This window comes from Xanthobacter albus (assembly GCF_043194895.2).
Classification (GTDB): domain Bacteria; phylum Pseudomonadota; class Alphaproteobacteria; order Rhizobiales; family Xanthobacteraceae; genus Xanthobacter.
Map to the genome: position 1 here is coordinate 3,220,636 of NZ_CM195532.1, position 13,288 is coordinate 3,233,923.

15 protein-coding genes and 1 tRNA gene are annotated in these 13,288 nt (G+C 67.6%); 7 read left to right on the top strand and 9 right to left on the bottom strand.

The genetic code is table 11. The features are described 5' to 3' along the window. Positions 1-345 precede the first annotated feature (345 nt). Positions 346-618, top strand: a complete 273-nt coding sequence (locus V5F75_RS14405) for a hypothetical protein (RefSeq protein WP_509212088.1) — start codon at positions 346-348, stop codon at positions 616-618. 159 nt (positions 619-777) lie between these two features. Further along, the gene (locus V5F75_RS14410; protein WP_509212089.1) at positions 778-1,344 is read left to right on the top strand and encodes a recombinase family protein; all 567 of its coding nucleotides are present in this window, start codon (positions 778-780) and stop codon (positions 1,342-1,344) included. 434 nt (positions 1,345-1,778) lie between these two features. On the opposite strand, the gene V5F75_RS14415 is transcribed toward V5F75_RS14410, so the two are convergent. Continuing rightward, positions 1,779-1,854 (bottom strand) — tRNA-Lys (locus tag V5F75_RS14415). A gap of 129 nt (positions 1,855-1,983) precedes the next feature. On the opposite strand from V5F75_RS14415, the gene V5F75_RS14420 reads away from it, so the two are divergent. Then, positions 1,984-3,144 (top strand): M20 aminoacylase family protein, encoded by a 1,161-nt coding sequence (locus tag V5F75_RS14420; protein ID WP_394036709.1) that lies wholly within the window; start codon positions 1,984-1,986, stop codon positions 3,142-3,144. A gap of 549 nt (positions 3,145-3,693) precedes the next feature. Beyond that, positions 3,694-3,885 carry a hypothetical protein gene (locus V5F75_RS14425; protein WP_234050439.1) on the top strand — a complete coding sequence of 64 codons (192 nt, stop codon included), beginning with the start codon at positions 3,694-3,696 and terminating at the stop codon, positions 3,883-3,885. Between the two features lie 182 nt (positions 3,886-4,067). Here V5F75_RS14425 and V5F75_RS14430 read toward each other — a convergent pair whose 3' ends face one another. The 4 genes from V5F75_RS14430 to V5F75_RS14445 all read right to left on the bottom strand — a co-directional run bounded on the left by V5F75_RS14430 (position 4,068) and on the right by V5F75_RS14445 (position 6,489). Further along, positions 4,068-4,691, bottom strand: a complete 624-nt coding sequence (locus V5F75_RS14430; RefSeq protein ID WP_394036711.1) for a cysteine dioxygenase family protein — start codon at positions 4,689-4,691, stop codon at positions 4,068-4,070. Beyond that, a complete protein-coding gene (locus tag V5F75_RS14435) occupies positions 4,678-5,364 on the bottom strand; it encodes an alpha/beta hydrolase (protein ID WP_394036713.1) in 687 nt (228 codons plus the stop codon). Before V5F75_RS14435 ends, V5F75_RS14430 begins: the two co-directional genes overlap by 14 nt. A gap of 15 nt (positions 5,365-5,379) precedes the next feature. Continuing rightward, positions 5,380-5,571, bottom strand: a complete 192-nt coding sequence (locus V5F75_RS14440) for a hypothetical protein (protein ID WP_393988373.1) — start codon at positions 5,569-5,571, stop codon at positions 5,380-5,382. Positions 5,572-5,667: 96 nt separating this feature from the next. Then, positions 5,668-6,489, bottom strand: a complete 822-nt coding sequence (locus V5F75_RS14445) for an indole-3-glycerol phosphate synthase TrpC (protein ID WP_394036715.1) — start codon at positions 6,487-6,489, stop codon at positions 5,668-5,670. Here V5F75_RS14445 and V5F75_RS14450 point away from each other — a divergent pair. Both V5F75_RS14450 and V5F75_RS14455 read left to right on the top strand, forming a co-directional pair. Then, entirely contained in the window at positions 6,461-7,012 is a 552-nt protein-coding gene (locus tag V5F75_RS14450; protein ID WP_394036717.1) for a monooxygenase system ferredoxin subunit, read from the top strand. The genes V5F75_RS14445 and V5F75_RS14450 overlap by 29 nt on opposite strands. Before the next feature lie 29 nt (positions 7,013-7,041). Continuing rightward, positions 7,042-7,737 carry an SDR family NAD(P)-dependent oxidoreductase gene (locus V5F75_RS14455; RefSeq protein WP_394036719.1) on the top strand — a complete coding sequence of 232 codons (696 nt, stop codon included), beginning with the start codon at positions 7,042-7,044 and terminating at the stop codon, positions 7,735-7,737. A gap of 141 nt (positions 7,738-7,878) precedes the next feature. On the opposite strand, the gene V5F75_RS14460 is transcribed toward V5F75_RS14455, so the two are convergent. Continuing rightward, positions 7,879-10,287 (bottom strand): DUF3141 domain-containing protein, encoded by a 2,409-nt coding sequence (locus V5F75_RS14460; RefSeq protein ID WP_394036721.1) that lies wholly within the window; start codon positions 10,285-10,287, stop codon positions 7,879-7,881. A 212-nt stretch (positions 10,288-10,499) separates the two neighbouring features. On the opposite strand from V5F75_RS14460, the gene V5F75_RS14465 reads away from it, so the two are divergent. Continuing rightward, complete coding sequence (locus V5F75_RS14465; RefSeq protein WP_394036723.1) at positions 10,500-10,784, top strand: helix-turn-helix domain-containing protein; 285 nt, start codon at positions 10,500-10,502, stop codon at positions 10,782-10,784. Between the two features lie 193 nt (positions 10,785-10,977). Here the strand turns inward: V5F75_RS14465 and V5F75_RS14470 are convergent, their stop codons facing one another. From V5F75_RS14470 to V5F75_RS14480, 3 genes are read right to left on the bottom strand one after another with little or no spacing between them, the layout of a single operon-like run. Continuing rightward, complete coding sequence (locus tag V5F75_RS14470; protein WP_394036725.1) at positions 10,978-11,661, bottom strand: O-methyltransferase; 684 nt, start codon at positions 11,659-11,661, stop codon at positions 10,978-10,980. Positions 11,662-11,686: 25 nt separating this feature from the next. After that, positions 11,687-12,118, bottom strand: coding sequence for a DUF6163 family protein (locus V5F75_RS14475; protein WP_394036727.1), 432 nt, complete (start codon positions 12,116-12,118; stop codon positions 11,687-11,689). Beyond that, positions 12,115-13,191, bottom strand: a complete 1,077-nt coding sequence (locus V5F75_RS14480; protein WP_394036729.1) for an enoyl-CoA hydratase/isomerase family protein — start codon at positions 13,189-13,191, stop codon at positions 12,115-12,117. Before V5F75_RS14480 ends, V5F75_RS14475 begins: the two co-directional genes overlap by 4 nt. Positions 13,192-13,288 lie beyond the last annotated feature (97 nt).

The window sequence follows — 13,288 nt, forward strand, 5'->3', positions numbered from 1 at the left end:
AAGCCCGCGCGGCACCCCCCGTACCCCCTTCGCACCTGGGCAGGACACCGCCCGCGCGTTACGCGCCCGTTGTGCCGTATCCGGCGTGAACGGCAAGTCGCGCCAGCACCCACGCAAGCACAGGCGCCCGCAACGCATGTACACGCGCCCCATGCCTGCGTTATTCCGCTTCTGTCATAAGTTTTAGATCAGTCAAAATCCGCATTGAACCTCAATCACTTCCGAGAAAACTCGATAAAATCTCAGAATTGTGCTTGACAGTTTCAGTGAGACGAATCAGGCTTTCTCACGTTCTGAGCAGCGATTGGCCCACGAACATTCCACCACAACATGCGGAGAACTGAGATGTCGGGTTACGAACTCTTTGAGGCTGCCAACAAAGCCCGTCAGGCGTGGCATGGGCAGCTCACCCGCCGCTACGGCCACATGGGACGCCTCGCCGTCCTCGGCACTCTGGAGGCCATGGGAGAGCCTGGGAGCCCTCTGCGGGAGGCTTGGGACGCGCTGAAGGCCGCTGAAGCCGCCTGGGGCGCTTGGTTCGATGGCGCCAGCCCCATCACCCGTGCCGCCGTCGAAGCCGCTGAGGCGATGCCCTGTGTGGCTGGCGAGGCTGCCTGAGGCGGGGAAGGGCGGGGGCGTCTCAGTGACGCCCTAAGCCCTGTGAGACGAGGCGTCCGAAACTCCGGAATGGACTCTATCGGACGCCCTCCACACCGTCTCGCAGGGGAGGTGTTCAGTGGGACCCGCCAAGGCGGGCAGTGGGACAGGGGAACGACGGTGCTGGTGGGATATGCGCGGGTGAGCACGGACGGGCAGGACGCGGGCTTCCAGAGCCAGCTTGACGACCTCCGGGAGGCCGGGTGCGAGAAGCTCTTTCAGGAGCACGTCAGCGCCGTTGCTGCCTCCCGGCCGGAACTGGAGCGGGCCGTGGAGTTCCTGCGGGAGGGCGACACGCTGGTGGTGACCAAGCTGGACCGCCTCGCGCGGTCGGTGCAGCACCTTTGGTCCATCGTGGAGGCCCTCGACGCGAAGGGCGTGGGGCTGGTCATCCTCAACCTGGGCGGGGAGAAGCTAAACACGTCGAGCGCCTCGGGGCGGCTCATGCTCTCGGTCTTCGGCGCCGTGGCCGCCTTCGAGCGGGAATTGCTCCTGGAGCGGCAACGGGCCGGCATTGCCAAGGCCAAGGCTGAGGGCAAGTACCGGGGCAGGAAGCCCACGGCACGGGCCAAGGCGGAGGAGGTGCGGCGGCTGAAGGGTGAGGGCGTGAGCCCTACGGAGATTGCCGGGCGCCTCGGCATCGGCCGTGCGAGCGTTTATCGGTGCTTGCAGGGGGCGGAGGCGTAGCGGGAGGAGGCGGCGTGAGGGCAAGAAGCTGGGGCGGCCCACGGTGGGCGCCGACACGGAAGCCCGGATCAAGGAGCTTCGGGCGCAGGGCATGGGACCGGCGGCTGAAGGGGATGCGTGTTGCCTGCGGGGAAAATTAGTTTTGCGTCCGTTAGCGCTTTTCCCCATCTGTTTTTTCGCAAAAACAACACCCCCACCTCGGCACCTACCGCGCGCCTCTCCGTGCCTAGATCACCGCGTCTATCGCTCGCGAACACATGCACGTCCAATTCGCGAACCACGGACCGAGTCCATTCGAGGCCGCTGCCCGGAAGCGATTCACCGGGGACTGAAGCACGCGGGGTCCCGGCTGGGGTCCTGCGTGGGGTCCCACAGGCGAGAATGCCACCTATAACATATTGGCGTTTAATGTATTTTTTAATTGTCAAGAAGAATGGTGAGCCCGTCGGGATTCGAACCCGAGACCCCATGATTAAAAGTCACGTGCTCTACCGGCTGAGCTACGGGCTCACTCCAGGCAGTGGTTAGGCCGGCGGCGCCTCAGGGTCAAGGCCGGGGCTGTGAACATCATGTGCGGCGTTGACCGTGGGCAACCGCTTGCGCACCATGGCGGCCAAACCCCTCCGGCCAGGGATCGGCATGCCGCTCAATAACTCCATCGCCGCCCGCGTTGAAGACATCGTTCAATGGCGCCGGCATCTCCATCGCCATCCGGAGCTCGAATACGACCTGCCGCAGACCAGCCGCTTCGTGGCGGAGAAGCTGCGGGCGTTCGGCTGCGACGAGGTGGTGACGGGCATCGGCGGGACCGGGGTCGTCGCCGTCATCCGTGGCCGGGGCGAAGGCGGGCGCATGATCGGCCTGCGCGCCGACATGGATGCCTTGCCCGTGACGGAGGAGACCGGGGCCGAGCACGCCTCCCTCGCACCGGGCCGCATGCACGCCTGCGGCCACGACGGCCACACGGCGATGTTGCTGGGCGCGGCCCGGCAGCTCGCGGAATCCCGCGCCTTCGCGGGCACCGCCGTGCTTATCTTCCAGCCGGCGGAAGAGGCCGGCGCCGGCGCGAAGGCGATGATCGACGACGGACTGTTCCGCCGCTTTCCCGTGGACGAGGTCTACAGCCTTCACAATCTGCCGGGGCTGCCGGTGGGCAGCATGGCGGTGCGCGAGGGCCCCATCATGGCCTCGGCCGACCGCATCGAGATCGACATCCTCGGTTCCGGCGCCCATGCGGGGCGGCCCAACGAGGGGGTGGACGTGGTGCTCACCGGCGCCGCCGTGGTGACGGCCCTGCAGCAGGTGGCGGCGCGCAATGTGGACCCGCTCAAGTCGGCCGTGGTCTCCATCAGCGTCTTCCAGGCGGGTGAGGTGGACAATGTGCTGCCGCCGCTGGCGCGGCTCATCGGCACGGCGCGCACCCTCGCGCCCGATGTGCGCCTCCAGGTGAAGGAGCGCGTGCGCGCCATCGCCGAAGGCGTGGCTGCCGCCTATGGCGCACAGGCGCGCGTGCGCTTCCTCGAAGGCTATCCTGTCACCCAGAATCACGCGGCCCAGGCCGCCTTCGCCGCCGATGTGGCCCGCGAGGTCTGCGGCGACCGCGCTGTGAACGCGGCCACGGACCCGTTGATGGCGGCGGAGGACTTCGCCTTCATGCTGGAACAGAAGCCCGGAGCCTATCTGTTTCTCGGCAACGGGCCCTCTGCGGGCCTGCATCACCCGGCCTATGATTTCGCGGATGACGCCATCGCCTTCGGCTCCTCCTTCTGGGTGCGGCTCGTGGAACGCGCCCTGCCCTGAGGCCGCGCCAGTGGAAAAAACCTGTCTTTAAAGCGGCGTTAAGAGAAGATCGCCCAGCATTCTACCTACCAGCTGCAGAAAATCGCGCGTGCTTGCCGAACACGGTAGGCGCGGGCGTGTTGCTGGCTTATGGTTAATGCCCCTTGCAACCTGCGCGTCAGTGAGAAGTCCATGTCTACCTTGTCCCCGGCGGAAGTCGTCCGCACTGCCGCGATCACGACGCTTCTTTGCGGCGTGAGCATCGCTTGGCTCCTGCACTGAAGCCGTCGCGCGGCGCACAGGTGCCGCGCCATGAGGCTGGCGAATGGGCCCGCGCAGGCGGCCTTCCCCCGAAGCGTGCTGCCATAGCCGCCATGCGGCGCTCCCCGACAGGGTTTTCGAGCAGCGCTCGAAGTGACGGACGCGAACAGCCCCTCCCCGATCTGCCTCCAAATCCACCTCTTTCCGCGTGTCTGGCAACCGACTTGCATCGGGGCCGCGCGCGCGGAGAGGCGCCAAACCAGATGTTCGCCCCCATGGGGCAGAACAGCAAAGGCGAAGGATCTGACTATGGCAGATTACAAGGTGACGGTGGACCAGCTCCCCACTGGAAAATGGGCCTGCTTCCTCCATGTGGACGGTCATGACGAGCCCATCAACCTGGGGCGTGAGTTCAAGAATGATGAGCAGGCGGAAAATTGGCTCAACGTCTCGGAATCGGTGACGGCCATCGAGATGATGCTGCGCAAGGTCAAGAAATAAGCTTGCACGCCTGATCCTTTCGGCGGACGGGCGCGCCCGTCCGCCCCTCCCCCCCGCGCGATGTCCGGGAGGTCTCAACTCCGCCCCCACGTCGGAAGCGGCCAAACAGCCTGTTGAATGTCCGAAACCCGACCGTCCACCGGGTGGAGCGAACGCGTCGTCCACGTGGGCGCGAGCCGCCCTCAGTCCGCCACCTCCGCCTGGATGGAGAGAATGTCGTAGGCTGGCGCTTCCGGCGGGTTGTCGTAGCCGCTTGCCATGTCCTGAACGCTCCCCCCAGCCGTCACCCGCTGGCGCTTCATGCGCCCGATGTCGCCGCCAAGGACGAGGATGATGACGGCACCGGCCTCCAAGCTGGCATTGACCATGCGCACGGAAGCGGTGCTCGGTGCGACGGCCACCGCCCCACGCGACAGCCGGCGCTCGATCGGCATGGCGCCGCCCGCTCCGTCTGCCTGCTCGCACCGCAGCACCTCCCCCTTCAGCACGCCGCTGATCTCCCATACACCGTCGCAGAAGCTCGGCTCACCCTGGCCGGGGCCGAGCACTGAGGCTGCGATGCAGAAGCGCTCCATGCCGTCACGGTAGAGTTCATAGAGGCGAGGCTCCTCCCCGGCGGTGCCGAAAGGCTCCGGCAGCCATCCTTCCTCTGACACCAGACGTAGCATCAGGTCCCGCCCGATGAAGAGAATCTCGCGCGGGTCCTCTGCCAGCTCCACCATGGACTGGATATCCCAGATGAAGCGCCGCAGCGCTTCCGGCACCCGAGCAGCCGTGCGCGTCTCCCCGCGGTCAGTGCTGGTCATGATCGTGCTCCTCCGAGGGTGCGAGCCTGTGAACCACCTCGGTTGCAAGGAAATGGCCCGCGGCGAGGACGCCGTCGTCGTCCATGACGTGACCGAGGCCATGCCGGCGCAGGCTCCTTACCGGCACGCCAGCCCCCTTCAGGCGTTCCTTGGTGGCGCTCATGGCGGCGAAGGGAACGAGGGGGTCGTCTTCGCCGTGGATCATCAGAACCTGGGGGCGCGCCCGCACCTCCGCAGGGACATCGGTGGGCAACGCCCCGCCGAAGCAGACCACTGCGGCCACCGGCTTCGGCCGCAGCAGCGCCGCGCACAGCGCCACCATTGCCCCCTGCGAGAAGCCCACAAGGGCGAGATGGGAATCCGGCAGGCGGCGCGCCGCCAGTGCCGCGTCGAGGAAGGCGTTCAGGGCCGCGGCCGAAGCCTCCATGGCGGCTCCCGCCTCCGCACCGAGGAAATCGGAGGCGGCGAACCATTGCCGCCCCGTGCCCTCAAGCCCCGGAACCGGAGCCTCCGCCGCAAGGAAATCCGCCTTGGGCATGGCCGGCGCCCAATTGAGGGCATGGTCCAGGATGGCGCTTCCCGTGCTCCCCTCCCCGTGCAGCAGCACGACCAGGTACACGGGCTTCCCGCATGACAAGGCGGCGATCTTCGGCCCTTCGGCGATCATGGTCATCACGGCCCCGCGCGCCTAGGAGTTCGGGCAGGGCACGATCTTGTAGACGGCGTCCGCGAAAGGCTTGATGCCGGTGTTGATGCGCAGGGGCGAGGTCCATGTCTGATAGGTGACAATGCCTCGCGTGATGGAGATGACCTTGTAGTTCTCCGCCCCCTTCGTCTTGTAGCACTTGCCGGGTTGAATATCCTCTTCCTTCAGGGGCATGGCCTGGCTCCTTCCGCGCTGCGGTCCGCCCTCCCCCAAGCAATGGTCGTGCCTGCGGCGGCCGAGGCGGGACACGCCCGGCCGCGCGCGCTTCCCTCAGGCCGAGGGAGCCTCGACACCCAGGATTTTCTCCAGCACCCCGGCGGGGTCCTCGTCGCGCATCAGGGCGCTGCCGACGATCATGGCCTTGGCGCCAAGGGCCCCCAGACGCGCGCGCTCCTCGGCGCTTGCAAGGCCCCCCTCCGCGACCGCGAACGCCTTCTCCGGCGGCACCAGCGGCAGCAGCGCCTCGAACGTGCCGGGCTCAAGCTCGAAGGTGTGAATGTCACGGCTGGTGACGCAGATGAAGTCCGCGCCGGCTGCCAGGGCCAGTTCCAGCTCCTCCCGCGTGTGGACCTGCACCAGCACGTCAAGCGCGATGGCCGCCGCGCGCTCGCGGAATGCCGCCAGCCTGTCCCCGAGCAGGGCCGCGGAGAGCGTCACGGCATCCGCCCCCGCAAGGCGCGCTTCCAGGATCTGGTAAACGTCGAAGATGATGTCCTGCGCCATCACGGGCAGGCCCACGGCGCCGCGGATCGTCGCGAGGTCCGAGGCCGAGCCGCGGAACGACTGGCGCTCCACCGCCACCGAGAGGGCGCCCGCGCCGACCGCCTCGAAATCCTCGGCCAGCGCCTTGTAGGGAACCATGAGGCGCAGGGCGGGATCGAATGGCGAGCCGCCCTTCAGCTCAGCGATGACCACCGGCGCGCCGGCTTCCTTGAATCTCGCGGTGAGCGCTCCCTGGAAGCCCAGGGTCAGCGGCATCTCGCCGATCTTGCCCTGCATCTGGCCGAGCGAGCGGCGGGCCTTGGCCTTGGTGAGCTGCTCCTTGCGCTGGAGGAGAAAGGGCTTGAGGCGGCTGTTTTCCGGCAATGGCATGGATGAAATGTCCGAAAGGGGTGGGCTGGCGGAAGCCTTCGAAAAAATGCTGCGCCGCGGGGAAGCGTCACAGATTTCGCGCCGCTTGACCAGCAGCGCATGCCAGCCCTTCCGCATCGGCGGGCTTTTCAGCGCCCGTGATCGGCGTCAATATGAAGCCGTATTCTTTGCCTCACGTGAGATTTTTCAGATGTTTACACGGGTCTGCAAGGCCGAGACCGTCCCCGAGGGCGGGATGCGGCTCGTCATCGCCGACAGCCAGCTCATCGTCCTCGCCTGGCCGGACGACGGCGAGCTGAAGGCGTTTCAGGGTGTCTGCCCCCATACCAACATGCCGCTTTCCGACGCCGCCTTCGACGGGCGGATGCTCACCTGCCCTGTCCACAACTGGACCTGGGATCTTTCCTCCGGCGCCCCCGTCGAGCCGCAGGAAAGCGCGCTCGCTGAGTATCCAGTGAAGGTGATGGAAGGCATCGTCTACATCGACACCGAAGGGGTCTCGCCCCTGTTCGCCGCCCCTTGAGGCACCCCTTGCGGCTTGGGAGAAGCACCGTGACCGAAGACATCGCAGTCATCGTCGGGGCCGGCAAGGGCCTCAGCGCCGCGCTTGCCCGGCGCCTGCACCGCGAGGGGTTCCGCATCGCCCTCGTCGCCCGCAACGTGGAGAAACTCGCGCCGCTCGCGGCCGAGACCGGCGCGCTCGCCCTGGCGGGCGACGTGCAGAACCCGCAGGATGTCGAGGCGGTGTTCGCCGCGGTGGACCGCAGCCTCGGCACGCCCGGCCTCGTGGTGTTCAACGCCGCCGCGCGCTATCGCGGCGCTGTCGAGGAGCTGGACCCCGGCGAGGTGCTCGATGCCTATGCCGTCGGTGCGTTCGGCGGCTTTCTCACCGCGCAGGCCGCCGCGCGGCGCATGCTGGCCCGTGGCACCGGCTCCATCTTCTTCACCGGCGCGACCGCCAGCATCAAGGGGATGCCCCACTCCATCCCCTTCGCCATGCAGAAATTCGCCCTGCGCGGCCTTGCGCAGAGCCTCGCCCGCGAGCTCGGCCCGCGCAACATCCATGTGGCGCATTTCATCATCGACGGCGGCATCTCCTCCTCCTGGGCGACGCCGGGCGAGCCTGGTCCCGCCGACAAATGGCTGGCGCCGGAGGCCATCGCGGAGACCTATCTCGCCATCCACCGCCAGCATCGCTCCGCCTGGAGCTTCGAGGTGGACCTGCGCCCGTGGGTCGAGAAGTTCTGAGGCCCTCGGGGCGCTGCCTCCGCCTTTGGGACCGACAAAAAGGAATGGCCCTGTGCTCACACGCAGGGCCATTCCTACTTCAGCGGAGTGTTTCCCCGATCTGCCAAGGGGAGAGGCGCGGTTAAAGCCGCGCCAACCGCCTCACTGCGCGGCCTGGGCCGTGATCTCCAGAGGATCGAGCACCACGTCCGTGGTGGCGGGCTCAAGGCCGAGCGCCTGCCGGATGCGCTGCAGCATGGCGAGGGTACGCGGCTCCATCTCGTTGATGGGGCCGGGCACGAACTGCACCACCTCGGCCGCCTTGCGGCGCTCCTCCGGCGTGCGCAGCATCTCGGCGAGGCCCTCGATGGCCGCGTCGCGGGCATATTCCACGATCAGGCTCTGCTCGTGGATGATCTCCGCCTTGCGCTCCACCGGCAGCGACACGAAGGGCTCGTCCTTCGTGAGCACCTTGGCCGAGCGCTCCAGGCGGTCGCGCCGCACGTTGCCACGCGCTTCCGCCAGCAGGATCAGCATGCGGATCACCGCCTCGACGAAGCCGCCCGAATTGACGTGCAGCAGCGCCGAGCGCACCTCCGGCAGGCCCACCAGCTCTTCCTTGGTCTTGCGGGTCCGCTCGAAATTGTAGTTCCGGCCGAACCACCGCATGAAGGGCGTGGTGTAGATCGAGTAGAACGTCACTTCGTACCAGGCGTCGCGGATATCGCGGACGATGTCGATGGTCTGCTCGAACGCATCGGCCATCAGCCTCTCGGCCAGCACGAAGGGATTGTCCTTCGCCACGGGCTTGCGGCTTTCGCGCACCACCTTGGCCATGCCATCGAGGGGCAGCACGGCGGGATTGCGCGAGGAGAGGGCGGCGCGCTGCACGCGGAGCGGGTGCAGCATGCGGCCGACCTCGGCGCTGGCGCGCGTCACCGACGCCTGCACGGCCGGACGCATGAACACGTCGTAGAGCTCGCCCTGCAGCTCGGAGATGTGCTGCACGGCGGCGAAGGGCACCTCGTCCTCGCGGCCGTCGCCGTAGCCCGGCAGCTCGCTCATCTTCCGCTCGGCGAAGGAGACGGTGAACTGCGCGTCCTGGCCCTCGCCGCGGATGTCGTCGATGGTCATCTCGTAGAGGCCGGGCGCCAGCGCCTCGATGGTCTTCAGCACCGAGGAAACCTGGGTGTGCTCGCGCTTGGCGATGGAGGCCGACACGAAGATGCCGAGGTGGCCCACCTTGTCATGCACCATGTAGACGATGCGCTGACCGCGGATGCGGATCTCGGTCTCGTCGGTATAGGTGTCGATGATCCAGTTGATCGCCTGCTTCACGGGCGTGATGTTATCGCCGTGGCTGGCGAAAACGATGATGGGCGAGCGGATCTGCTTCACGTCCAGCACGCGGCCGTGTTCCAGGCGCGCCTCGTTGCGGGCAAGCCTGTTGCCCACGAACAGCTCGCGCACGATCCAGGTGATCTCCGGCTCATTCAGCAGGAAGAAGCCGCTCCACCAGCGCTCGAACTCCAGGAAGCGCTCGCTCTCTGTGTCCACCTTCTCGAACAGGTCGTAATACTTGCGGAACCAGGTGCGGCCCGGATTCAGCATCTCGAAGTTCAGCACCAGCCAAGCGCCGTCGAAGACGCCGTCGCCATAATCGGAAAAGAGCATGGGATTGATCTGGCCGCCGAGCAGACCGGCGTTATAGCGCATGGGGTTCTGGCCCACGTCGCCGGACCAGGTCTCCACCGGCGCGCCGTTCAGCACCAGCGGACCGGTGATGTCCGGATTGGCGGCGCCGAGGATGAGGGTGGCCCAGCCGCCCTGGCAGTTGCCGATCACCACCGGCTTCGGCGCCTCGGGGTGCTGTTCCTGCACGTAGCGCACGAAGGTGGCTTCGGCGCGCGACACGTCCGCCAGGGTCTGCCCCGGCTCGGGATTGCGGCTGAAGCTGACGAAATACACCGGATGACCGGCCTTCAGCGCCACGCCCACCTGGCTGTCGGACTTGAAGCCGCCGATGCCGGCGCCATGGCCCGCCCGCGGATCGATGATCACGTAGGGGCGCTTCCACGGATAGACTTCCACGCCAGCCGGCGGCTTGATCCGCAGCAGCGCGTAGTTGCACGGACGCGGCAGGGAGCGCCCGTCCATCACGACGTCGTAGTCATAAATGAGCACGGGCGGGCAGCCGGCGGCCTCGTGCTCGAAGAAGTTGTCGCCACGCTGGCGCAGGGTGTCGAAGGTCAGCACCGCGCGCTGGGCGCGATCGATGAAGTAGGCCTGAGCGTCCTTCAGGCGATCGGAGGGCGAGCGCTCGGCATTGGTGATGGTGCCCACCAGCGCGGTCAGCTCGTTGAAGGTCTCCCGCAGGCGCTCGCCGTGGGTGGCCGAGATGTTCATGAAGTGGCGGCCGGCCGCCTTCGAGGTAAGCTGGCTCATGGTGGACAGCTCCGAGAGCTGCGCCGTGAGCGCCAGGGCGCGCTGGCGCGCGGTCCAGGCGTTGCCGTCCGTCACTTTGGCGAAGAACGGGTTCGTGAACTTCGAGGGCGAGAGCTGAGCGTTCAAGCGGTCCTCCCCGCCGCAAGGCGGCGTGTTCCGGTTCGGCCGTTCTCCAGCCGGGGCCGCCGGAGAATACTGCACCGCACAATACTAGACGGCGCCTATTGCATAAAGATGGCAATCGCCGTTTACGCGCTACCTTTCCGCGCAATGGTTGACAGCGGCTCGACGGCCGACACCATCATGCAGCGGAAAATGGAAGAAGGAGGAGACGCGCCATGTACGATACGCTTTCCGGCAGGCACATCAAGGCGGCGCGCGCCATCCTGGGGTGGACCCGCAAGGATCTCGCCGGCCGCGCAGGCGTCACCGCCGAGACGGTGAAGGTGGTGGAGACGGACAAGGCCCAGCTCGCCGCCCTCGCCCCCACCCGTGCGCAGCTTGCAGAGGCGCTGGAGAAGGAAGGCATGGTCTTCACCACCGGCGGCGCGCCCGGCGTGCAGCTCGTGCCCCTGGAGGAAGGCCTGCGCACCGATCAGCTCAACGCCTCCAACGACGATTGAGCCAGATACCGCGCGAACCCGGCAGGACGCGCCGAAAGCGGGTGCCCTTCGGTCACGCCTGTGCTTTGCTGGCAGCCCATTACAGCGGACGGACCCATGATTCTCCACAACATCGCGGCGCGGCACTACATCGTGGTGGCCATCATCCTCATCGTGGCGGTGCTGGCCTATCTCGGCAGCTGGTCCTGAACCTTCAGGCGCCGGTGCCCACGCGGATCAGCGCGAAGCCGTCGTAGCCCTTGGCGCCCACCGTCTGGATGGCGGTGGCCGTCAGGCCCTTTTCTTCGGCCAGGGCATCCAGGAAGCGGCGAACGCCCTGCACCGAGGCATCGGAGCTTTCCGCTTCCACCACCGCGCCGTTGCGCACCACATTGTCGCATATGATGATGCTGCCCGGCCGCGTGAGGCGCAGCGACCACCGCAGATATTCGGTGTTGCTCGGCTTGTCGGCGTCGATGAAGACGAGGTCGAACGGGCCAGCGCCCTCCGCCTCCAGCTTCGGCAGCGTCTCCAGGGCCGGCCCCACGCGCAGGTCGATGAGATGGGAGAGCCCCGCGCGCTCGAAATTGGCGGCCGCCACCTCCGCGTGGCGCGGAACCGCCTCCAGGGTCACGAGCCGCCCGTCGGCCGGCAGGGCGCGCGCCAGGAAGATGCTGCTGTAGCCGCCCAGCGTGCCGATCTCCAGGATGCGGCGGGCGCCCACCATGAGCGCGAACAGGTGGAGGAGCTGGCCCTGCGCCGCGGAAACCGCGATGGCGGGCAGGCCGGCGGCGGCGCTCGCCTCCAGCGCGGCGTCCAGCACCGGATCAGGCCGCAGCACGCGGCTCGTGAGATAGTCGTCGACGGCGCTCCACGCGGCCTGTTCCTGCGCGCTCATCTTGATCCCGCCTCCCGCCATGCCATCAGGTCTCGTCACTTTCCCGCGCGGCGCGGATGGAGAGCACCGCGTAGGCCACCACCAGCCCTAGCTCCACCAGTGTGAACAGGAGCAGGGGCGTCATGCCCGAAGGCGCCCAGGCCGCGAGCACCGCCTGCGTCAGGGTCGCGATCAGCCACAGCACGACGGCCCAGCCGGCCCGCAGCCACAGCCCCACCCCGGCGATGGGATCGATGATGGCCGCCCAGATCACCGCCCCCTGGGCGGCGACGGGAAGCTGCTCGAACCAGGACGGCACACCCTCGCCGATGCCGAGAATCACCACCCAGTGCGTCACGCCCTCGATCAGCAGGAAGACAGCGACCCCGCGCAGGAACAGGAACAGCCGGCGCCGCCAGGGCGAGAGCCTCTCCCAATGGGCGCGGGCGCTGGCATCGATGGGGTCGTAATGGCTCATGCGCCGGGCGCCAGGAGCTGGAGTTCGTCGGGGATGGGATCGAAATGCGCCGCGATGGCGCGCGGGTCGACCTCGGCGAGGGTGGCGGGCTGCCAGCGGGGCGCGTTGTCGCGATCCACCAGAACGGCACGCACGCCTTCATAAAAGTCATGCCCGGCGGCAACGCGCGTCACCACCCGGAACTCCGCCTTCAGGCATTCGCCGAGGTCGAGCGCAGGGCCGCGCCGCATCTGTTCCATGGCGATGGAAAGGCTGGTGGGCGACTTCGTGCGCATATCCTTCGCCATGGCCTCCGCGAACGCGGCGAAGGGGCCGCCGGCGGCCGCGGTTTCCTCCAGGGCGGAGAGAATCGCATCGAGGCTGCCGCGCGAAAAGAGGTCGGAGATGATCTCAGCCCGGTCGGCGAAGGCGCTCGGCGCCGGCTCGGCCTTGTAGGTCTCGATGGCGGCTTCGACGTTTTCCCCGGCACACAGGGCCTCCTCCAGCGCGGAGAAGGCGCCGGACGGCACGAATGCGGTGGCAAGGCCGCAGGCGACGGCCTCCGGCGCGCGGATGCGGGTGCCCGTCAGCGCCAGGAACACGCCGAACGCGCCGGGAAGGCGCGGCAGCACATGGGTGCCGCCCACATCCGGGAACAGGCCGATGTTCACCTCGGGCATGGCGAAGAGATAGCGTTCGCCCACCACCTGATGCGGGCCGTGGGCCGAGAGGCCGAAGCCGCCGCCCATGCAGATGCCGTCCACCAGCGCGACATAGGGCTTGGGGAAGGTGCCGATATAATGATTCAGCACGTATTCCTCGCGCCAGAAGTTGAGCGCCTCGACGGTGCGGCCGGCGCGGCCGAGATCATAGAGCGTGCGCACGTCGCCGCCGGCGCAGAACGCCTTCTCGCCCGTGCCCTTGATGATGACGCGGGTGACGGCGGGGTCCTTCGCCCACTCGCGCAGGCGCGGCAGGATCTCGCGGACCATGGGCAGGTTGAGGGCGTTGAGCGCCTTCGGCCGGTTGAGCGTGATGACGCCAGCCTCGCCCTTCCGCTCCAGGATGACTTCGGGTTCCGGCCGGGTTTCCATGCGTGCCTCTTCTCGAAACCGCCCACACGCGGGTGTGCGAGGGTTAGACGCGGCGGGGGCCAGCGTCAACGCCGCCCCGAGCCACCCGCCGGGCACG